General features: G+C 72.8%; 20 protein-coding genes, 1 tRNA gene, 1 pseudogene and 1 riboswitch. Of the genes and pseudogenes, 6 read left to right on the top strand and 16 right to left on the bottom strand.

Features of this window, described 5'->3' with window-relative positions:
* The first annotated feature begins 51 nt into the window (after positions 1 to 51).
* Entirely contained in the window at positions 52 to 1,455 is a 1,404-nt protein-coding gene (locus TU30_RS19010) for a diacylglycerol kinase family protein (protein WP_042171614.1), read from the top strand.
* Positions 1,456 to 1,484: 29 nt separating this feature from the next.
* On the opposite strand, the gene TU30_RS19005 is transcribed toward TU30_RS19010, so the two are convergent.
* Positions 1,485 to 2,300, bottom strand: coding sequence for a sulfite exporter TauE/SafE family protein (locus tag TU30_RS19005; RefSeq protein ID WP_042171613.1), 816 nt, complete (start codon positions 2,298 to 2,300; stop codon positions 1,485 to 1,487).
* 229 nt (positions 2,301 to 2,529) lie between these two features.
* On the opposite strand from TU30_RS19005, the gene TU30_RS19000 reads away from it, so the two are divergent.
* From TU30_RS19000 to TU30_RS18990, 3 genes are all read left to right on the top strand, one after another.
* Positions 2,530 to 3,012: a Dps family protein gene (locus TU30_RS19000; RefSeq protein WP_042171612.1), complete on the top strand. Its 483-nt coding sequence runs from the start codon at positions 2,530 to 2,532 to the stop codon at positions 3,010 to 3,012.
* A 180-nt stretch (positions 3,013 to 3,192) separates the two neighbouring features.
* The gene (locus tag TU30_RS18995; protein WP_042171611.1) at positions 3,193 to 4,008 is read left to right on the top strand and encodes an SAM-dependent methyltransferase; all 816 of its coding nucleotides are present in this window, start codon (positions 3,193 to 3,195) and stop codon (positions 4,006 to 4,008) included.
* A gap of 110 nt (positions 4,009 to 4,118) precedes the next feature.
* Positions 4,119 to 4,655 (top strand): NUDIX hydrolase family protein, encoded by a 537-nt coding sequence (locus TU30_RS18990; RefSeq protein ID WP_042171609.1) that lies wholly within the window; start codon positions 4,119 to 4,121, stop codon positions 4,653 to 4,655.
* Positions 4,656 to 4,697: 42 nt separating this feature from the next.
* Here the strand turns inward: TU30_RS18990 and TU30_RS18985 are convergent, their stop codons facing one another.
* The gene (locus tag TU30_RS18985; RefSeq protein ID WP_042171608.1) at positions 4,698 to 5,378 is read right to left on the bottom strand and encodes a GPP34 family phosphoprotein; all 681 of its coding nucleotides are present in this window, start codon (positions 5,376 to 5,378) and stop codon (positions 4,698 to 4,700) included.
* 239 nt (positions 5,379 to 5,617) lie between these two features.
* Positions 5,618 to 5,691, bottom strand: a tRNA-Pro gene (locus tag TU30_RS18980).
* A gap of 90 nt (positions 5,692 to 5,781) precedes the next feature.
* On the opposite strand from TU30_RS18980, the pseudogene TU30_RS37395 reads away from it, so the two are divergent.
* A pseudogene (locus TU30_RS37395) lies at positions 5,782 to 5,993 on the top strand (transketolase); the annotation flags it as partial.
* Between the two features lie 67 nt (positions 5,994 to 6,060).
* Here TU30_RS37395 and TU30_RS18975 read toward each other — a convergent pair.
* From TU30_RS18975 to TU30_RS18915, 13 genes are all read right to left on the bottom strand, one after another.
* Entirely contained in the window at positions 6,061 to 6,420 is a 360-nt protein-coding gene (locus TU30_RS18975) for an MmcQ/YjbR family DNA-binding protein (protein WP_042171607.1), read from the bottom strand.
* 104 nt (positions 6,421 to 6,524) lie between these two features.
* Entirely contained in the window at positions 6,525 to 6,821 is a 297-nt protein-coding gene (locus tag TU30_RS18970; protein ID WP_042171606.1) for a hypothetical protein, read from the bottom strand.
* 178 nt (positions 6,822 to 6,999) lie between these two features.
* On the bottom strand, positions 7,000 to 7,905 hold the full coding sequence (locus tag TU30_RS18965) for a LysR family transcriptional regulator (RefSeq protein WP_042171605.1): 906 nt from the start codon (positions 7,903 to 7,905) through the stop codon (positions 7,000 to 7,002).
* A gap of 13 nt (positions 7,906 to 7,918) precedes the next feature.
* On the bottom strand, positions 7,919 to 9,118 hold the full coding sequence (locus tag TU30_RS18960; RefSeq protein ID WP_042171603.1) for a glycine C-acetyltransferase: 1,200 nt from the start codon (positions 9,116 to 9,118) through the stop codon (positions 7,919 to 7,921).
* Between the two features lie 83 nt (positions 9,119 to 9,201).
* A complete protein-coding gene (gene tdh / locus TU30_RS18955) occupies positions 9,202 to 10,230 on the bottom strand; it encodes an L-threonine 3-dehydrogenase (protein ID WP_042171602.1) in 1,029 nt (342 codons plus the stop codon).
* A 217-nt stretch (positions 10,231 to 10,447) separates the two neighbouring features.
* A complete protein-coding gene (locus TU30_RS18950) occupies positions 10,448 to 11,023 on the bottom strand; it encodes a GAF domain-containing protein (RefSeq protein ID WP_042171601.1) in 576 nt (191 codons plus the stop codon).
* A gap of 57 nt (positions 11,024 to 11,080) precedes the next feature.
* On the bottom strand, positions 11,081 to 11,698 hold the full coding sequence (locus TU30_RS18945) for an ATP/GTP-binding protein (protein ID WP_042171600.1): 618 nt from the start codon (positions 11,696 to 11,698) through the stop codon (positions 11,081 to 11,083).
* The gene (locus tag TU30_RS18940; RefSeq protein ID WP_042171599.1) at positions 11,676 to 12,047 is read right to left on the bottom strand and encodes a DUF742 domain-containing protein; all 372 of its coding nucleotides are present in this window, start codon (positions 12,045 to 12,047) and stop codon (positions 11,676 to 11,678) included. The genes TU30_RS18945 and TU30_RS18940 overlap by 23 nt, the downstream gene beginning before the upstream one ends.
* A 2-nt stretch (positions 12,048 to 12,049) precedes the next feature.
* Positions 12,050 to 12,484 (bottom strand): roadblock/LC7 domain-containing protein, encoded by a 435-nt coding sequence (locus TU30_RS18935; RefSeq protein WP_042171597.1) that lies wholly within the window; start codon positions 12,482 to 12,484, stop codon positions 12,050 to 12,052.
* A 101-nt stretch (positions 12,485 to 12,585) separates the two neighbouring features.
* Positions 12,586 to 14,907, bottom strand: coding sequence for an ATP-binding protein (locus TU30_RS18930; protein ID WP_042171596.1), 2,322 nt, complete (start codon positions 14,905 to 14,907; stop codon positions 12,586 to 12,588).
* Positions 14,908 to 15,671: 764 nt separating this feature from the next.
* Positions 15,672 to 16,898: an MBL fold metallo-hydrolase gene (locus TU30_RS18925; protein WP_042171594.1), complete on the bottom strand. Its 1,227-nt coding sequence runs from the start codon at positions 16,896 to 16,898 to the stop codon at positions 15,672 to 15,674.
* A 123-nt stretch (positions 16,899 to 17,021) separates the two neighbouring features.
* Positions 17,022 to 17,807, bottom strand: a complete 786-nt coding sequence (locus tag TU30_RS18920; RefSeq protein ID WP_042171593.1) for an SGNH/GDSL hydrolase family protein — start codon at positions 17,805 to 17,807, stop codon at positions 17,022 to 17,024.
* A 272-nt stretch (positions 17,808 to 18,079) separates the two neighbouring features.
* Entirely contained in the window at positions 18,080 to 19,081 is a 1,002-nt protein-coding gene (locus tag TU30_RS18915) for a M23 family metallopeptidase (protein ID WP_042171592.1), read from the bottom strand.
* A 4-nt stretch (positions 19,082 to 19,085) separates the two neighbouring features.
* Positions 19,086 to 19,247, bottom strand: a riboswitch (cyclic di-AMP (ydaO/yuaA leader).
* 514 nt (positions 19,248 to 19,761) lie between these two features.
* Here TU30_RS18915 and TU30_RS18910 point away from each other — a divergent pair.
* A complete protein-coding gene (locus TU30_RS18910; protein WP_042171590.1) occupies positions 19,762 to 20,559 on the top strand; it encodes a tyrosine-protein phosphatase in 798 nt (265 codons plus the stop codon).
* Positions 20,560 to 20,567 lie beyond the last annotated feature (8 nt).

The following is a 20,567-nucleotide window of genomic DNA, read 5'->3' as shown; positions in this document are numbered from 1 at the left end:
CTCGCCCCCGGCCCCGTACGCCCTACGATGACGCCGGCGACTGGAGGAGTCATGGCCGTGGACTTGAGCAGGCGGGCCTACCGGGCCCAGCGGTGGGCCGCACGGGCGGCGCTGGCCGCGGCCGCGCTCGCGGTGGTGATCCCGCTCGTCTACGGCGGCACGCGAGGCCTGGTGGTGCTGCTCTGCGGTGCGGTCGGGCTCGCCGTCAGTGCCGCCGCCCTGTGGTGGACGCTGACCCTGCGGGGGCCGCTGCGCTGGGTGGCCGCGCTGGTCGCCGTCTGTGTGCCCGCGGCCGTCGTCACCGTGTACGCGGTCATCCTGTTCTGGGCCCTCCCGCTGTCGCTGGCCCTGTGGGCGCTGTCCGTGTGGAGCGGCCGTTTCGCGCTGCGCGGGACGGGAAGCGAGCGGCTGCGCGGACGGCCGGGGGAACAGCGGACTCCGCCGCCCCGGCGGGCGGTGCTCATCATGAATCCGCGGTCGGGCGGCGGCAAGGTGGGCCGCTACCGGCTGCGGGAGAAGGCGGAACGGCTGGGCGCCCGGGTCGTCCTGCTCGATCCGGACAAGGAGAACGACGTGATGGCGATGGCCCGGGAGGCCGTCGCGGGCGGCGCGGACCTGCTGGGCGCCGCGGGCGGTGACGGCACGCAGGCGCTGGTCGCGGCCGTGGCCGCCGAGCACGACGTCCCGTTCCTGGTCATCAGCGCCGGGACCCGCAATCACTTCGCCCTGGACCTGGGCCTGGACCGCGGCGATCCGGCGGCCTGCCTGGACGCGCTCACCGACGGGGTGGAGCTGCGCGTCGATCTGGGTTTCGCCGGTGACCAGCCCTTCGTGAACAACGCGTCCTTCGGCGCGTACGCGTCGATCGTGCAGAGCCCCGCCTACCGGGACGACAAGATCGGCACCAGCCTGGACCTGCTGCCCGACCTGCTCACCGGCCAGCAGGGCGCCCGGCTGGTCGCCCACGTGGGGGACACGGCGCTCGACAATCCGCAGGCCGTACTGGTCAGCAACAACCCCTACCGCACCGACGACCCCTTCGGCCTCGGCCGACGGGAGCGGCTGGACACGGGGGTGCTCGGGGTCCTCGGCGTCAAGGTCGAGAGCGCGGTAGACGCCGCCGTGCTGCTGCTGGATCCCTCGCGGGGCCGCCTCACCAACCTGACCGCCTCCGAGGTCCTCGTCGAGGGCGACCGGGCGGAGATCGAGGCCGGGGTCGACGGTGAGGCGCTGCTGCTGCCCGCGCCCGTCCGCTGCCGTATCGCGCCCGGCGCGCTCCGCGTCCGCGTCCCGCGCAAACGGCCCGGCGCGGCCCAGGCCCCCCCGCGCCTGAACTGGCGGCGGCTGCGCAAACTGGCGGCGACGGTCGGCCGTACGGCGGCCCCGAGCCGGTTCCGGCATCACCCGGACCTCCCGGACGTACCGGAAGGGCAGGGTCCCTTCCTCGGACGGTGAGCCGGGCGCGCACCGCAACGGCTCCCTCCTCAGCGCAGCAGGAGTTGCAGGCCGCCCACCACCGTCGCCGCGATCACCAGGTGCTCGAACAGCCGCTGGTTGATCCGGCCGACGGCCCATGTCCCGAGCAGCGCGCCGGGAACGACGAACAGCACGAGCGCCGCGTCGAGCAGCAGTGACTCCGCGTTGATCAGTCCGAGGCCCACGCTGAACGGCACCTTGGACGTGTTGACGATCAGGAAGAAGAACGCCGAGGTCCCGAGGAACCCCAGTTTCCGGAAGCCGGCGGACAGCAGGTACAGGGACATCACCGGTCCGCCCGCGTTGGCGACCATGGTGGTGAAGCCGCCGAGGACGCCGTACGAGCGGGCCCTGATCCGGCCGGCCCGGGAGGCGACCCCGTCCGGGCCGTTCCGTTCGCCCCGTTCGCGCTCGGCCCCGGAGGCGGTTCTCGCGGCCCGGTTTGCCGCCCGCCGCCGCCATACCGTCACCGCGGCCATCAGCAGCAGGATCGCCCCGATCGACGTCCCCACGGCCTCGTCGTCCGCCCACGTCAGGAAGACGGTGCCGACGACGACACCGGCCGCGACCGCCGGGAACAGCCGCCACAGCGTGGGCCAGTGGGCGTGCCGCCGGTAGGTGAGGACGGCGAGCACGTCACCGGCGATGAGGAGGGGCAGCAGTACGCCGGTGGAGGCGCGGGCGGGCAGCACCGCTGCGAAGAGGGCGAGGCTGACCGTGTTCGCCCCGCTGACGGCGGTCTTGGAGAAGCCCACGAGCAGGGCGGCGAAGGCGAGGGCGGCGAACTCCCAGCCGGTGAGGTGCCAGAGCGTCATCATGTCCATTGCGGAGACCGATGCTATGTCCACCTAACGATCGCCGTAAGCACCGTCTCGCCTGTCGGTTCCTCGTCCGGCGCCCGGGCTCGGTGCCCGCGCTCGCCGCCCGGCGCCCGCCGCCGCCCGCGCCCGACTCCGCGCGCACCGCGGAGGGCCCGCGTTTGCACCGGGGAACCCGGGGCACCCGCGCGTTCGCCGAGCACCCACGAAACCGACCGACGAGGAGCGACACCCCATGACCGTTGTGCGGAGCACCCTGCCCGACGAGGCCCGCCGGGTCGCCGCCAAGGCACTCCAGGACACCCTGGTGGATCTGCTCGGTCTCTCACTGATCGGCAAGCAGGCCCACTGGAACGTCGTGGGTCCGCGGTTCCGCTCGGTCCACCTCCAGCTGGACGAAGTGGTCTCGACCGCGCGCACAGGGGCCGACACGGTCGCGGAGCGGGCCGCGGCGCTCGGCGTACCGCCGGACGGCCGTCCGGAGACCGTTGCCAAGGTCTTCGCGCTGCCCGTCCCCGAGGAGGGCCGGCTGCGCGACGCGGACGTCGTCCGGCTGATGGCGGAGGCGCTGGGGACCGCGATCGTACGGCTGCGCGAGCGCGTCGACGTCACCGGGGAGCCGGACCCGGTCACCCAGGACCTGCTGATCTCCGTCACCGCCCAGCTGGAGAAGCAGCGCTGGATGTTCGAGGCCGAGAACGCCCCCGACCAGGCGTGACGGGCCGCGACGGCGGACCCCACGACGCTCCCCGCCTCTCCTCGGCGTCCCCTTTCCTCCGGCCCCCGCCCCGCTCTGCCGTTCCCGGGACAACGTGATCACCGCGCAGGCACAATGGCCGCGGCGGCCGGATCCGGTCGTGGGAAAGGGCGAAGGCAGGAAAGAGGGAGGGGAAGGGACGTGGGTGAGAACCGCACCCCGCCGCGCGGCTCGACGCGGCTGGACACCTCGGTGGCGCACAACGCACGCGTGTGGAACCACTGGATCGGCGGCAAGGACAACTACGAGGTCGACCAGCGGGTCGGCGACCGGGTCGCCTCGATCATCCCCGTCATCCGGGACATCGCCCGTGCGGACCGGGGGTTCCTGGGGCGGGCCGTCACCTACCTGGCCGGTGAGCGCGGTGTGCGGCAGTTCCTCGACATCGGCACCGGGCTGCCCACCGCGGAGAACACCCACGAGATCGCCCAGCGGATCGCGCCCGACTCCCGGATCGTCTACGTCGACAACGACCCGATCGTGCTGATGCACGCCCGGACCCTGCTCACCGGCACCCGGGAGGGCGCCACCGACTACATCGACGCCGACGTGCGCGACCCGGACGCCATACTCGAGCAGGCCGCGGCCACCCTCGACTTCGACCGCCCGGTCGCGGTGATGATGCTGGGGATCCTCAACTTCGTCCTCGACACCGAACAGGCGCGCGCAACCGTGCGGCACATCATGGACCGGCTCCCCTCCGGCAGTTTCCTCGTCCTCACCCACCCCACCCACGACGCCGAGGTGGGCGGCGAGAACCAGGTCCCGGCGATGGAGTTCTGGAACGAGAACGCCACTCCCCCGATCACCGCTCGCGGTGCCGAGGACATCGCCGCGTTCCTTGAGGGGCTGACTCCGGTCGAGCCCGGCCTGGTGTCCTGCTCGCGTTGGCGCGCCGGGACCGGCTCCGCCGCCCCGGTGGTACCGCAGTACGGCGCGGTGGCCGTGAAACCCTGACGCGTCGCTCCGCCCCCGCCCCGCTGACCCGGCCGGGCTCTTCGAGGAGGACACACCACCGCGGAGCGGCCATCCCTGTCAGCCCGAACCGTTGAAAGTATGATCAAACAATGTCTGACACGACCGAAACCACGCCTGGATGGCTGTCCTCCGACGAACTGGAGATGACACGTGCCCGCATGCCGATCCTGTACGTCGAGTCCGTCCCCGTACGTGTCGACGACAGCGGCGAAGTCACCAGCGTAGGCCTGCTGCTGCGGATCGGGCCGGACGGCACGGTCAGCCGGACGCTGGTCTCCGGCCGGGTGCTGCACCACGAACGCGTCCGGGACGCGCTGCTGCGCCATCTGGAGAAGGACCTCGGCCCGGTGGCGCTGCCCCGGGTCCCGGCGTCGCTCCAGCCGTTCACGGTCGCCGAGTACTTCCCGACGCACGGGGTCACGCCGTACCACGACCCGCGCCAGCACGCGGTGTCCCTGGCCTACATCGTGCCGGTGACGGGTGACTGCCGGCCCCGGCAGGACGCCCTCGACCTGGTGTGGTTCAGCCCGCAGGAGGCGCTGTCGGAGGCGGTGCAGAGCGAGATGCCGGGCGGGCACGGGGTCCTGCTGAGGCAGGCCCTCGCGCACGCGGGCTGCCTCAGCTGACGGGCTCTCCGCCGCTTCCCCGCCGTTCTCGTCGCACCCCGGTCACACGGCTCGCCAGATGTTGTCGAAGGCCGCCGCCTCGACGGCCCGGCGCTGCCGTACACCGGCCAGTTCGACGACGGCTTCGTTGACCGCGGCCAGCACGGTCACGACCCGGTCGTCGCCGAGATCCGCGAGCTCGTCGTGGCCCCCGGGGCCGTTGCCGGGGTCACCGTCGCCCGGGTCGCCGCCGTCCGCGGCGGCGACGCCCGCGGCGGCGGCGAGGGCGGCGAGCACGGGTTCGTGCGCCGCCCAGCGGTCGTTCGCGTGGCGGCGCGCCGGTGAGTCGGCCAGCGCCGAGGGGTCGATGCTCAGCGACGGCTTCCGGCTCCGCCAACGGGAGGCAGCCGATCCCGTCGTCCCCAGCTCCGCGAGGTACGCGGCCACCAGGTCGCGGCCACGGCGCCACAGCCAGTCCTCGACCGGCTCATGAGGTTCCTGCCGGACCAGCGAGGACGCTGCCTGCCGCAGCAGCGGATCGCCGGTGGCCGGCTCCGGGGCAGGCTCCGCCGCCTGCCCCGGAGCCGGCACCACCACTCGGTCCCCGCCGAGGTCGGCGGCCCCGGCGTCGATGAGGTCGATCAGCTCCGCGCCCGCGAGCGCCAGCGACAGATCGCCCGGCTCGACGGACGTACCGGACCGTGTGTCGATGACGACGACGAGCAGATCCCGGGCTGTGGTCATGAGGGGCTCCACGTGAAGAGGGGGCGGCGGCGAACGAGCGGCAACGGCTTCAGGAGCTGACCCGTCGTCTCCGGAACCACGAAGGCCGCCTCTCCATTCCCGCTGCCCCGGCACCGGCGGCCAGGGAGCGGGAAGGCTTCGGGTGCGTGTCGGGCGTCCACTCCCAGAAAACTCGTGAACGGCCGAGGGGCGGTTCCGGACACCTCCGGAACCGCCCCTCGGTCTGCGACTTCCTCACGTCGGGACGACAGGATTTGAACCTGCGACCCCTTGACCCCCAGTCAAGTGCGCTACCAAGCTGCGCCACGTCCCGTTGCCCGTCTGACCTGGGGATTCCCCGGCGTCGACGTGCACGGAAACAATACCGCACCCGGGGCGGTGATCGCGCACCTCTTTGTCCGGGGCCGCCGGGACTGATGTCGTCCTGGTCGAGCCGTCTCTGGCGGGTACGTCGGCGAACGAGGCGCTGTCCGACGCGCCGCACCGGGTGCCGGGGCTGGGTGGGGGCCGGCGGGAGCTGGGACGGTACGGGCGGCTCGAGGAGCATGTCGCGCGCACGGTCTCGACGCCCGCTCGCTGCGGGAGCGCATCGCGGCGTTCACGGGAGCCGGAGCCCCCTCCGGCTCGGGCCGCCGTCCGCGCTCCCGGAGCGTGCCACGGCCCACCGACACGGCCCCGGGGATCACTCCCCGGGCGGCCGGCCCAGCCGGGGATGGGCGTCGAGCAGCCGGGGCGGGGCCGCCTGGCGCCAGGAGTCGGCGAGGATGTCACGCAGTTCGTCCTCGTCCTCCAGGGCGGCGAGGCGGACCCGGACCCAGGCGAACTGCGCCTCGTGGCCCGCGATCCAGAACTTCTCCGGCTCCGCGAGGGCCAGTTCGTCGCGCTCCTCCTTGGGACAGCGCACGGCGACGGACGTCTCGTCGTCGGGCAGGGTGGCGAACATCTTCCCCGCCACCCGGAACGTGGGCATGCTCCAGGCCACTTTCTCCGTCGTGTCCGGCAGGGACAGTGCGATCCGCTGTACGTCTTCGGCATCCGGCATGGCAGGCACCGTAGCGGTCGGCACTGACAATCACCTGGCGGCAGCGGCGAGGGCCCCGTGCGGGCGCCCGCACCGTGCGCTCGCTCCTCACATGGCGCCGAGCGTCACGCCCGCCAGGGGTACGGCCGCTGCGAGCCCACCGAGGAGCGCGGCGGCCGGGACGGCCGGAGCCCGTCCCGCGTGAGGGGTCGGGCGACGCGCGACCGGGCGGACCGCCGCCGTGCCGGGAAGACGAGCACGAACAGGGAGAGCACGCCGGCCGGGGCGGCGCAGACCGCGGTGGCCCGCCGGGTGACCTTGCGGGTGAAGCCGCGGCGGGCGGTCGGACGGGTGCCCACGCCCGCGAAGGCGGCACCCCCGAGGGGCACACCGACCACCGGGGAGGCGGCTGCTGCTTCCACGAGTGCGTCTTCTCCTCGGGATCTGTTCCGTGTGGCCCACACGGCCTCGCGTGGCCCACACGGCCTCGCGTGGCGGCGTGGCCGACTGCGGAGACGGCCGGACGGGCTGCTTCGGTTCCAGCTGGAGGAGGCCGGCCCGGGAACAGGGGTGCCGCCGCCGACGCCGACGTGGTCGGTCCTACGCCTCGTCGGCGGCCTCGCCGAGCGCGTCCAGGACCGGGCGGATCAGCGGGTGTTCCTCGGCTCCCCGGCGCACGGCGGCGAAGACCCGGCGGGTCGGCGCGACACCGTCGACCGGCCGGACGGTCACACCGGTCAGGTCCGTGCCGCGCAGTGCCGAGCGCGGGACCAGTGCGACGCCCACGTCCGCCGAGGCCAGGGCCACCACCGCGCGGAAGTCGTCGGAGGAGTGCTCGAGCCGGGGCTGGAATCCTGCGTTCTCGCAGGCCAGGACGACCACATCGTGGCAGGGGTTGCCGGGGTACGGGCCGATCCACGGGTCCTTGGCCAGTTCGGCGAGCGGGACCTCGGCGATGTCGGCCAGCCGGTGGGTGACGGGGACGACCGCGTCGAAGGGCTCCGCGTACAGGGGGACGTGCGTCAGGCGGGGGTCGTCGGCGGGCGGTGCCCCGCGGTACTCGACGGCCACGGCGACGTCGACCTGCCGGTCCAGGAGCATCGGCAGGCTGGCGTCGCCCTCGGCGTCCTGGACACGGATGCGGATACCGGGCGCCGCCGCGGCGAGGCGGACCACCGCGGGGGCGACGACCTGGGCGATCCCGGTCGCGAAGGAGGCGACGGTGACGGTGCCGGCCGCGCCCGAACCGTATGCGGCGAGTTCGGCCGCGGCCCGCTCCAGCTGGGCGAGGACCACATGGGTGTGGCCGAGCAGGATCTCGCCGGCCGGGGTCAGCCGTACGCCCTTGGCCCCGCGCTCCACCAGCCGGTGGCCGGTCTCCTGCTCGAGCGCGGCGAGCTGCTGGGACACCGCGGACGGGGTCAGGTACAGCGCGGCGGCCGCCGCCGTGACCGTGCGGTGGTCGGCCACCGCACGGAGGATGTGGAGCCGCCGTGCCTCGATCATGCAACCGATTCTCTCAGGCGTCGAGCTCCGCCCGCGCCGCCACGAAGGCCTCAACCACGCGGTTCACGTCCCCGGCCGAGTGCGCGGCGGACAGCTGGACCCGGATCCGGGCCTGCCCCTCGGGCACCACGGGGTAGGAGAAGCCGATCACGTAGACACCGCGCTCCAGCAGCAGCTCCGCCAGGCGTCCCGCGCGGGACGCGTCGCCGATCATCACCGGGGCGATGGGGTGGTCGCCGGGGAGGATGTCGAATCCCTCCTCGGTCATCCGGCGGCGGAACAGGGCGGTGTTCTCGGCCAGCCGGACCCGCAGGTCGTCGGCGGACTCCAGCAGGTCGAGGACCTTCAGCGAGGCCGCGGCGATCACCGGGGCGAGCGTGTTCGAGAACAGGTACGGCCGGGAGCGCTGGCGCAGCAGGGCGACGATCTCCGCACGGGCGGCGACATAGCCGCCGGAGGCGCCGCCGAGTGCCTTGCCGAGGGTGCCGGTGAGGATGTCGACGCGGTCCATGACGCCGTGCAGTTCGGGCGTGCCGCGTCCGCCGGGTCCGACGAAGCCCACGGCGTGCGAGTCGTCGACCATGACCATGGCGTCGTGCCGTTCGGCGAGGTCGCAGATCTCGGCCAGCGGCGCGACATGGCCGTCCATGGAGAAGACGCCGTCGGTGACGATCAGCTTGCGGCGCGCCCCGCCCTCGGTGGCCTCCTTCAACTGGCGTTCCAGGTCGGCCATGTCTCGGTTGGCGTAGCGGAAGCGGCGGGCCTTGGACAGCCGGATGCCGTCGATGATCGACGCGTGGTTCAGCGCGTCGGAGATCACCGCGTCCTGCGCGCCGAGCAGCGTCTCGAACACGCCGCCGTTGGCGTCGAAGCAGGACGAGTAGAGGATCGTGTCCTCCTGGCCGAGGAACGCCGACAGCCGCGCCTCCAGGTCCTTGTGCACCTCCTGCGTGCCGCAGATGAAGCGCACCGAGGCCATGCCGTAGCCCCAGCGGTCGAGGGCCTCGTGGGCGGCGGCGAGCACCTCGGGGTGGTCGGCGAGGCCGAGGTAGTTGTTGGCGCAGAAGTTGAGGACCTCACCGGGCCGGCCGCCCGCGGTGACGTTCACCGTGGCGGACTGCGGGGTGCCGATCACGCGCTCGGGCTTGTGCAGTCCGGCGGCGCGGATCTCGTCGAGGGTGGTGCGGAGGTCGTCGCGCACGGAGTCGAACATCGGAAAGCTCCTGAAAGTGCTCGCGGAAGGGGGGAAGAGGGTGCCGAGGACGGCGCGGGGTGTGCGCCGCGGCGCACCAGGCCCTACGCCGTCCAGTCGAGGATGATTTTTCCGCTGCGGCCGCTCGCCGCGTCCTCGAAGGCCGCCTCGAAGTCGCGGTGGGAGTACCGGCCGGTGATCACGGGGGCGAGGTCCAGGCCGCCTTCGAGGAGCACCGACATGGCGTACCAGGTCTCGAACATCTCACGGCCGTAGATCCCCTTGAGGGTGATCATCGAGGTGACGATCCGGGACCAGTCGACCGGGAACTCCTCGGCCGGCAGCCCGAGCATCGCGATCCGGCCGCCGTGGGTCATGTTGGCGATCATGTCGCGCAGCGCCTCGGGCCGGCCGGACATCTCGAGGCCGATGTCGAAGCCCTCGCGCAGGCCGAGGAGGTGCTGCCCGTCGGCGATCGCCGAGTCCCGCACGTTCAGCGCCAGGCTCACACCGATCTTGCGGGCGAGTTCCAGCCGCTCCTCGCTGACGTCGGTGATCATGACGTGCCGGGCGCCGGCGTGCCGGGCCACCGCGGCGGCCATCAGGCCGATCGGTCCGGCACCGGTGATCAGGACGTCCTCGCCGACGAGGGGGAAGGACAGCGCGGTGTGCACGGCGTTGCCGAACGGGTCGAAGATCGCGGCGACATCGAGGTCGACGGGGACGCGGTGCACCCAGACGTTGGCCGCGGGCAGGGTGACGTACTCGGCGAACGCGCCGTCGCGGCCGACGCCGAGGCCGATGGTGGCACGGCACAGGTGCCGCCGTCCGGCCTGGCAGTTGCGGCACTTGCCGCACACCAGGTGGCCCTCGCCGCTGACCCGGTCACCGGTCTTGATCTCGCCGACGTCCCGGCCGGTCTCGACGACCTCGCCGACGAACTCGTGCCCGAGGACCAGCGGGGTGCTGATCGTCTGCCGGGCCCAGCCGTCCCAGGCACGGATGTGCAGGTCGGTACCGCAGATGCCGGTGCGCAGCACCTTGATGAGTACCTCGCCGGGGCCGACGGCCGGCTCCGGGACGTCCGCGAGCCACAGCCCGGGTTCGGCCTTGTCCTTGACGAGCGCCTTCAACGCCACGGCTCCTCGGGGTGAGTCCCGGCTCCGGGCATGCCGGAGCAGCCCCGGCCGGAAGCGGGATGGGGATCGCACTGCAATCTGCCGTACGACACCCTCACCGGTCCATCGAGGATTTCTTAAGCACGGCCACAGCTTTCCTTCACGCCGTCACTCCTTCGGCGGCAGCACACCGCGTCCGTGGGCTCGAGGAAGCAGGTCCGTCTCCGCGGTGTCAGAAGGGCAGTCCGTGTCTCTCCCCGCGCTCGAGCCGTACGACGAGATCGGCGGCCCGTTCCTTGATGGCGGCGAGCCCTTCCTGCCCCCAGGCCCGCGGCCGGGTGTCGGAGACCGAGACGGTGCCCAGCACCGTGCCGGTGCTGTCGATGAGCGGGGCACCCAGGTAGGAGCGCACCCCGAACTCGTCGACGACCGGGTTGCCCGCGAACCGCGGGTAGTCGCTCACGTCCCCCAGGGCCAGCGCCTTGCGGCGGGCCACCACATGGGGGCAGAAGCCGTGGTCGCGGGGCAGCGACCGGCCCAGCAGGGCGCCGGTGCCGTCGCCGCGGACGGCGGGGGCGACCGCCGGGGTGTGCAGCCCGGCGAAGAACTGTCCCTCCTCCCCCAGGAAGTTGACCATGGCGTACACCGCTCCCGTGAGTTCGGAGAGGCCGTACGCGAAGGCGTCGAGCGTGGGTTCGGGGCGCTCGCCCAGCCCCAGCCGGCGCAGTCGCTCGATGCGGGCCGGGGCTTCCTTGTCCTCGGGGGTGAGCAGCAGACGACCGGCCGGACGCGGCGGGTCGTAGCTCATGGGCGGGCTCCCCGGATGTGGGCACATGTCATATACGGGCTCCGTGGTGTGCGGTGATCACCTGTGGGCGCGGTACCCCGTCGCGGGGGCCGGGGCGTGGGCGATGAGATGGCGGACCAGGGTCAGCAGGGTCTGGACGCCCGAGTTGGAGATCCGGGCGTCGCAGCACACGACGGGGATCCCGCCCGGCAGGTCCAGGGCGGCGCGCACCTCCTGGGGGTCGTAGCGGAAGGCGCCGTCGAACTCGTTGACGGCGACGATGAAGCCGAGGCCGCGTTGCTCGAAGAAGTCGACGGCGGCGAAGCACTCCTCCAGGCGCCGGGTGTCGGCGATGATCACCGCGCCGAGGGCGCCCTCGCAGAGTTCGTCCCACATGAACCAGAAGCGTTCCTGGCCCGGTGTGCCGAACAGGTAGAGCACATGTTCCTGGTCCAGGGTGATGCGGCCGAAGTCCATCGCCACGGTTGTCTCGACCTTGTTCTCGATGCCGTCGAGCCGGTCGGTGGCGGCGCCGACCGTGGTGAGCAGTTCCTCCGTGCTGAGCGGCGCGATCTCGCTGACCGCGCCGACGAAGGTGGTCTTGCCCACACCGAACCCGCCCGCCACGAGGATCTTGAGCGCGGTGGGGAACACGTCGGCGGCGGAGCCGCGGTCAGAGCTGTCGTCGTAGTCCATCGAGCACTGCCTCCAGAAGGGCCCGGTCCGTCGGGTTGTGGTCGAACACGGGGGGCTTGGTGGTGAGGCCTCCGCTGTCGACGAGGTCCGCCAGCAGCACCTTGGTGACGGCCAGCGGCAGCTTGAGGTGGGCGGCCACCTCGGCGACCGGGAGGGGCGCGCGGCACAGTTCGAGTGCCTGCGTGTGCTCGGGGCCGAGGTAGCCGAAGGGGGCGGCCCCGGTGGCCATCACCTGTGACATCAGGTCGAGTTCGACGGTGGGGCGGGTGCGGCCGTCGCTGACGGTGAAGGGGCGCACCAGCCGCCCGGCCGCGTCGTCCAGCCAGGGGCCGTCACCGGCCGTCGTCACGTTCAAGGCCTCATCGCCCGCGGCTCGACGGCGGGCTGCCGGGGGGCGGTCACCAGGTACGGCCTCACACTCTTGACCAGCATGGCCATCTCGTAGCCGAGCACCGCCGCGTCGGCCTCGCGACCGGCCAGTACGGCGAGGCAGGTGCCGGAGCCGGCGGTGGAGACGAACAGCAGCATCGAGTCGAGCTCGACGACGACCTGGCGGACGTCGCCGCCCTCGCCGAAGCGGATGCCGGCGCTGCGGCCGAGGGAGTAGAGGCCGGAGGCCAGGGCTGCCATGTGGTCGGCGCTGTCCGCGTCGAGACCGTGCACGGACTTCACCAGCCCGTCGCAGGAGAGCAGCACGGCGCTGGAGGTGTGCGGCACCCGTTGCACGAGGCCGCTCATCAGCCAGTCGAGATCGGAAACGTGGGCGGTCGGCGCATCGCTCGCCATGGTGGATGGACTCCTTGGGGTACGAAGGTCTGCGGGAGCGCTGGGTGCGGGGACGGGCGGGGAGGTGGGGGCCCGGCAGGGGGTGGAGGGTGCGGGCATGCTCATCCGGGGGGTGCGCTCCCGTCGTGCCGTGCGGTGGGGTGGTCGGTGGGGGGCGCGGACACGCCGTCGCGGGCACCGCGTGCTTCCTGGACTGCCGCGTGCGGGGGACGCGCGTCGGCGGGGTGGGACTCCGTGGTGGGGGACTCCGTCGTGTGAGCCGTGATGCCGTGGGACGGTCCCATGAGGCGGGCGTCCACGTAGTGGGGGTCGACGGGGTGGGTGTCCGTCGGGTGGGCGGTGGGACCGGGCCGCTCCCCCATGGGCGACGACGGCAGTCCGGGCAGGGGCGCCATGAGGTCGCCCGTCGTGTGGCCGCCCGCCATGGGGTCGTCGGCCGTGCCGTCACGGCGCAGGTCGCCCCGGTCCGTGTCCTCGCTGCCCATGGGGCCCGTCTCCATGGACTGTTGGGTTTCGGCGAGGCTGACCCCCCGCCGGAAGGCCGCCATCAGGTGGGGATCGTGCCCGACGACGTGCTCGGTGTCCTGACGCGGCGTGGGACCGTCGCGGAGCTGGGGCACCAGGTGTTCCTGGGCACGGCGGCGGGGCAGGTGGGGCCTGCCCGTGGTGCCGCGCACCGTGGTGTTGCGTGGGGTGAGGGGGGCGGTCCCGGTCCCGCTCCCCTCGAGTGTCTGCCGGTCGTCCGGGGTGACCCCGGGCACGGCCTCGGCCGGATGGGGCCGCACCGCGCGGGCACCGCGCAGCGGCAGGGGCGGCGCCGCGCCGTCGGGGGCCGCCGGGGCGGGGGCGGGGATGTGGTCGTGGCGCCGCGCCGACGGCACGGCGGAGGACGGCACCGGGGGGAGGGACGTCTCGCTTCCGTACCCCGCCGGTGGGCCGGATCCGGTCTGCTGCACGAGGCCGGTCCGCGCATCGGGTCCCGTCCACGCATCGGGGTCGGTCCGTGCGTCGTGTCCCGTCCACACGTCGGGGCCGGTCCGCGGGCCGGTGACGTCGGCGTACGGATCGGGGCCGGTCCGCGGGCCGGTCTGCCACTGTCCGTTCCCGTGCCCGGCGGTACCGGCCGGCGGGACGCTGCCAGGCGCGGGGACGGCCGGCGCGGACCGGTGTGCCGGCCCGCCACCGTGTTCCGCGGACCACTGCTCGGCGCCGAGCAGTGCCTGCGGCACCACGAGCACGGCCTGCACTCCGCCGTAGATGTTGTTCTGGAGCCGGACCCGGATGCCGTGCCGCCGCGCGAGCTGCGAGACCACGTACAGGCCGATGCGCCCGTCGGCCAGCAGGCTGGCGACATTGACCTGGTCGGGGTCGGCGAGCAGGGCGTTCATCCGGTCCTGCTCGCCCACGGGCATACCGAGTCCGCGGTCCTCGACCTCGACGGCGAGCCCGGAGGTGACGAGACCGGCGCGCAGCAGCACCTGGGTGTGCGGGGCGGAGTACAGCGTGGCGTTCTCGACGAGTTCGGCGAGCAGGTGGATGACGTCGGCGACGGCGTGCCCGCGCAGGGTGCCGTCGATCGGCGGCACCAGTTTGACCCGTGAGTACTGCTCGACCTCGGCGATGGCCGAGCGCAGCACCTCGGTCATGGAGACCGGGTGGCTCCACTGCCGCCGGGAGACGGCCCCGCCGAGGACGGCGAGGTTCTCGGCGTGGCGGCGGATGCGGGTGGCGAGATGGTCGACCTGGAAGAGGCCCTTGAGCAGGTCGGGGTCCTCGATCTCGTTCTCCATCTCGTCGAGGAGGGAGATCTCGCGGTGCACCAGGGACTGCAGACGCCGGGCCAGGTTGACGAACACCTCGAGCTTCTGTTCGCTGCCCGCCTGGCTGGAGAGCCGGGACGCCTGGACGACGGCGGTGACGGCGCTGTCGTGGGACCGGGACAGGTCTGCGGCGAGCCGGTCGAACGCGTCGGCGTCCCCCGGCGTTCTGCCCGGCTGCGTGCGCGGGGGCGGGGGCGGGCCGTCGCCGCGTCGCAGGGTGTCCACGAGGGCGCGCAGGTCGGCCTCGTGCCGGGCCGTGCTCCGGCGCAGGCCCTCGACACGGTCGTGCACGGACCGCGCCGCGCGGTCGGCTGCGACGGCCGCGATGACGATGCCGGCGAGAGCCACCGACACCGCGCCGCCGAGCACGCCCCACAGGGGCGCGTCCGGCCGTGTGCCGGTGGAGCGGATGATGAAGATCACGGCGGCACAGGCGCTGAGGGCGACCGCCACGGGCGGCAGGACGGCCAGCCGCAGCAACTGGGGTCTTGTCTGTGCCTCGGGGGGCGCGGGGGCGGGCCGGGAGGGCGGGCGTCCGTGCCGTCCTCCCTCCCGCCGGTCCGTGCGGGAGGGAGGACCGGCGGGAGGGAGGGGGTCGGGCATGGGCGTCCTCGAACTGCTCCGTCGGTCCTGGGTGCCGGGTGAGCGCCCGGCGCCACGGCCGCCGGGCGGGCGGGAGCGGTTCCGCGCGCCGCGCGGCCCGCCGCCGAGCGGTGCGGACGTACGCCCGTTGCCGGCACCGGCGCGCGGGCCGGCCGGCGGGCCGTCCGGGGCACCCGCGGCTTCCTGCGACCCGGCAGGCGCGCTCGGCACACCGGTCACGCCCGAGGCGCCGGCCGGGCCCGGGCGTCGGGGTGTGTCACCCCGGCCTCTCCCTCGTCCGCCTCCGCCTTCTGCCTGCACGTACCGGTCCCCGCTCCCTGATTCCGATGGGCGCGACCCCGTGGGGCGGTGCGCCGAGCGACGGGTGTCGTCGCGGTGTCGCCGTACCGGTCGGGGGGCGCCTCGGAAGGCCGAGGGCGTCGGCCATGCGTCACCCGACCGGCACTCACCGTAGTCGCCACCGCATCACGTGCGGTGGTCAGTTGACAAACTCACACGGACAGCGTCCCGCTCTGGTATGAGGCTTCGTACGACAGACCGATAAACCCGTCACTCACTCGCCAAAGAGCGGCCATCACTCGATCCGACCTGCTCGGATACGGTCAACAGGAAGCGCCGAGGGCCGGGGAGCTCGCAGCTCCCCGGCCCTCTCGTTTTCTTCCGGCCCCCGGCCGGACGCCACCTCGGGGACCCCCTCAGGGGCCCTCCGCACGCCGTGCGCCACTCACAGGAGCATCACTCAACGTAGCGATCGAGGCCAAGGCTCATTCCTCCGGCACCAGACCCAGCTCCTCGGGGGATGAGACCGTGACGGGGTCGGGCAGCGGCCACCTGTGGTCCGGGACGTGCCCCACGCCCCGCCACCACGGCTCGGCCGGCAGTTCACCGGCGGGCTCGAACGGCAGGCCCGGGACGGGGAAGGCGGCGGGCTGCCCGACCGCGTCGGCCGCGGCCATCGTCCACTCGCCGGGCTCCGCCCACGGATGCGGTGCCAGGTTGAAGGTGCCCCAGTGGATCGGCAGGAGGACACCGCCCGTCCGGCCCCGCTGGAGGTCGAGGTGGGCCTGGAGGCCTTCGGCGGGGTTCATGTGGATCTCCGGCCAGGAACCCGGTCCCGGATTCGGGTCCGGCTGCCCCTCGGGCCAGAAGTCCGAGTACGCGCCGATCTGGATCATCGTCGCGTCGAAGGGGCCGTGGGCGGCGCCGATGTCCTTGAAGCCGTCGAAGTAACCGGTGTCCCCGCTGTGGTAGACGCGGTGTTCCCCGCCGGCGACGGCCCAGGAGGCCCACAGGGTGTGCTGCGTGTTGCGCAGGCCCCGGCCGCAGAAGTGGCGGGCCGGGGTGGCGGTGAGGGTGAGTCCGCCGATCTCGGTCGCCTCGTGCCAGTCCAGTTCGCGCAGCCGGTCGGCGGACACACCCCAGTGCTCGAGATGGGCGCCCACGCCGAGCGGCACGGCGAACAGCGTGTCCGTGCCGGCCAGCGCCCTGACGGTGGGCAGGTCCAGGTGGTCGTAGTGGTCGTGCGAGATCACGACGACGTCCACCGGGCCGAGCGCGGCCAACGGCAGAGGAACCGGGTGCAGCCGCTTCGGGCCGACGAAGGGGAACGGGGAGCAGCGCTCGCCCCACACGGGGTCGAACAGCACCCGCCGCCCGTCGATCTCCACGAGCACACTGGAGTGCCCCATCCAGGTCAGCCGCAGTCCGGAGGCCGGCGGGCGGGCCAGGTCGGCGGGGGTGGTGGCGTGCACCGGCGGGGTGTGGTGGGGGGCACGGCGGGACCGGGTGCGCTTGTCGAAGTAGGTCCTCGCCAGGTCCCGGGACGAGCCCGGGGGCCGGGGCCGGGTGGGGCCTTGGGGATTCTGGAACACGCCGTCCCGGTAGTGCGGGGACCGGCGGATGCGCTCCATGCGCTCACCGGCGGGGTCCGCGCCGAAGGCCGCGGGCCGTAGCGCGCGGAGCCCGGAGCTCTGGGAACGGGTACCGGCCACGACGCCTCCAAGGAGAATCGGTCAGACATTCCATTATGTACGTCGGCGCAGTGCCGCGGGGGCGGGTACGGGGCCCGTGCCCGGTGCGGGCCCCGCACCCGCCCCCTTTCTTCACGCCCGGCGTCACGCCACCGCGGCGATGCGCTCCCTGATGTCGCCCGGGGACAGCATCCCCTTCGCCGTCACATGGTCCCCCGACGACTCCCCGCGCAGCCTGCGTCCTATCCACGGCACCAGGTACTCGCGCGCCCACTGGACGTCGTCACGCCGGACGTGGAGGCTGCCGCGCGGCGGCAGCCGGGGCCAGGCCTGCTCCGGGTCGGCCGGGACGTCCAGGCCGAGGGTCTGGCCCGCGCGGAGCGCCACACGGGTGTGCCCCTCGGGCGAGAGGTGCAGCCGGTCGGCGTCCCAGGCCCTGCGGTCCTGGATGCTCCTCAGGGACCACAGGTCGAGCACCGGACAGCCGTACCGGTCGGCGACGGCCCGGACGTGCCCGTTGTAGGTGGCGATCTTGCCGCGCAGATGCCTCAGCAGGGGCACGCCCCGGGTGTCGAACCCGGTCGTCACCAGCACCGTGCCGGAGACCGCCGTGAGCGCGGCGATCGCCTGCTCGAAACGCTCGGCCACCTCGTCCGGATCGCTGCCGGGGCGCAGGATGTCGTTGCCGCCCGCACAGAACGAAACCAGCGCGGGGTCCAGTTCGACGGCCCGCGGGAGCTGGTCGGCCATGACCTGGTCGAGCAGCTTCCCGCGCACCGCGAGATTCGTGTACCGGAAGTCGCCTTCGGGACGCCGGTCGGCGAGAAGCACCGCGAACCGGTCGGCCCAGCCGACGAACGCCCCGTCGGGGCCGGGGTCGCCGACGCCCTCGGTGAAGCTGTCCCCCACCGCCACGTACGACCCGATCACTGCCTTGCCGTCATTCTTCGAATCGTCTGCCACAACCGGACATGATTCACCTTCGAATGTGACCTACGCGACCGTAGGAAGACATTGACGGGCGGTGAGATAAGCCACTCGCAAAGCATCGGCCCATTCCGGAATAGCCCTGGGGAGGCGGACGTTGGACGGCGGCGACGTGACGCACGGAACGCTCCGGGCGCGCGCGCCGAACGCGCCGAAGGCCGGACCCGGGGATCGGGGTCCGGCCTTCGGCGCGTACCGGGCGGGGTGCCGCGGGGTCAGCCGATGGGGACGCCCTTGCCGCGGAGGTAGGAGACCGGGTCCACGTCCGAGCCGTAGTCCGGCGTGGTGCGGATCTCGAAGTGCAGGTGCGGGCCGGTCGAGTTGCCGGTGGAGCCCGCGAGGCCGACCTGCTGGCCGCCGCTCACGGTCTGGCCGGCCGAGACGGACAGCGAGGACAGGTGGGCGTACTGGGCGTAGTAGCCGTCGTTCAGCTTGATGACGACCTGGTTGCCGTACGAGCCGGCCCAGCCGGCGGAGACGACGGTGCCCGGGCCCACGGCCTTCAGGGAGGTGCCGGTCGGGACGGCGAAGTCGACACCGGTGTGGTAGCCGCTGGACCACATGCTGCCGGCCACCTTGTAGGCGGTGCCGAGGCCGCCGCCGGGAACCGGCGAGCTGTAACCGGAGGTGTTCGCGACCCGGTTCGCGGTCGTCACGGCGGAGGAGGACTTCGGCGCGGACTGCTCGGAGGAGCCCGAGGACGGCTTCGGGGCGGACTGCTCCGAGGACTCACCGGCCGCCGCCGACTTCGACGCGGAGGACGGAGCGGGCGAAGAGGGCGCAGTGGACTTCCCGGGAGAAGAGGACTTCTCCGGCGCGGCGGTCACGGCGGCCTCGCCGTCGACCGAGAGCTTCAGACCGGGGTGGATGAGCGACGGGTCGCTGCCCACGGCCTCGCGGTTGTCGGCGTAGAGCTCCTTCCAGCCTCCGTCGACGTTCTCGGACTCGGCGATCTTCGCCAGGTAGTCGCCGCCCTTCACTGTGTACGTGCGGGCGTCACCCTTCCCTCCGCCGTCGGCCTTCACGCCGTCAGCCGTCCTGGCGGCGACGGAATACGACTGGACGGCCTTCTCCGGGACGGCCTGCACAGGGGCGGCGTTCGCCCCGGTGGCGCCGAGAAGCGGCAGGGCGAGTGCGGCGCCACCGGTTCCGGCGACGGCGATGGAACGGGTGAAACGCGCAGCGCCGGGACGGCGGTGCTTACCCTTTGCGGGCATGACGAATTCCTCTCCGGCGCCTACGAGGTGAGCTGTCGGGTTCGGACTGGAGATGCCCGGCCGCGTCGAGACGCGGCTTAACCCCAAGCCGTTCCGGAGACCGGAACAGGCAGTCGTACCTGTGGGTCCCCCGCTCCTGCCGTACGCGGGTCAGAGTGTGAAGGCTCCGGACAGCGGCAGGATTAGGCGTCTGTCCGGATCGATGGTGAACGTAGGCGACCGATACGCAAAGGAACAAGCGCGATCTTCCGAGCAAAGGCGCATTTCCGTGATCCATCGACATGAAAACGGTCACCCAGAGTCGCCCCGGGTGTTACGCGCTCCCCGAATCCTCTTGCGAAACACGGGAATTACGTGAGCATGGCGACAACGCATCGTCACCTCTATGACGATGCTCACCACCCCATTCCCATCTCCCTCCCTATCGGGTCGTGTTGGATCGAAACCGCCTAAACGGACAGATTGCACCAATAGGAGGGGAAAGGGTGGTCCCGCCCGGTCCGGCGACGGGTCCGCCCGGGGGCCGTGTCACGGGTCCGTCCGCGCCGGTGGCTCGACACCGGCGACATCACGCCGCCGGTCCGGTCACCAACTCATGGCCCCTGCCAGGCATGTCGTATCGTCGGGTGACACCCGTCGACGCCGCCGCGCCGGCGGCGCAGAGTGGGAGAGGGGCCCCCGTGACGCAGCAGATCCCGTCGACCGAACCCGAGCTCACCGGTGTGCGCAATTTCCGTGATGTGGGCGGCCTGCCGACCGTCGACGGCCGCCGGGTGCGGCACGGGGTGCTGTTCCGCAGCGGCCACCTCGCACACGCCACCGAGGAGGACGCCGCCTTCCTGTCCTCCCTGGGCCTGCACACCGTCTTCGACTTCCGTAACGCGGCCGACCACAGACTGGACGGACGGGACATCGAACTGCCCGGCGTGCGCAATGTGAACCTGCCGCTGAGCGATCCGGCCGACGGCGCCGAGTTCTGGAGGATGGTCCGTGACGGGGACCTCGACCAGCTCCGCGCGATCCTCGCCGACAGCAAGGGAGCGGAACGGATGATCGCCTCGTACCGCGCGACCGTGACGCAGCGCACCTTTGAGCACTCCCGCATGCTGATCTCGCTCGCCGAGGAGAGCCTTCCCGCACTGATGCACTGCGCGGCGGGCAAGGACCGCGCGGGCCTGTCGGTGGCGGTGACGCTGCTCGCGCTGGGCGTGGAACGGGACGCGATCTTCGACGACTACCTGAAGTCCAGCGCCGCGCACCGCCGCTACAAGGTGCGCCGCAGCTCCACCTCCGCCTCGGCCTACTCACCCGAGGTCATGGAGCTGCTCGACCCGCTGTTCGACGCCCGCGCCGAGTATCTGTCGGCCGCACTCGAGACGATCGAGGAGACCTGGGGCGGCGTGGACCCCTACCTCGAACAGGCTCTCGGGTTCACCCCCGGGCACCGGGAGCGGCTGCGCGAGCGCATGCTGGACTGAGCGGCGCC

The organism is Streptomyces sp. NBRC 110035, from assembly GCF_000829695.1.
Classification (GTDB): domain Bacteria; phylum Actinomycetota; class Actinomycetes; order Streptomycetales; family Streptomycetaceae; genus Streptomyces.
This window is presented reverse-complemented; position numbering and strand designations above follow the sequence as displayed.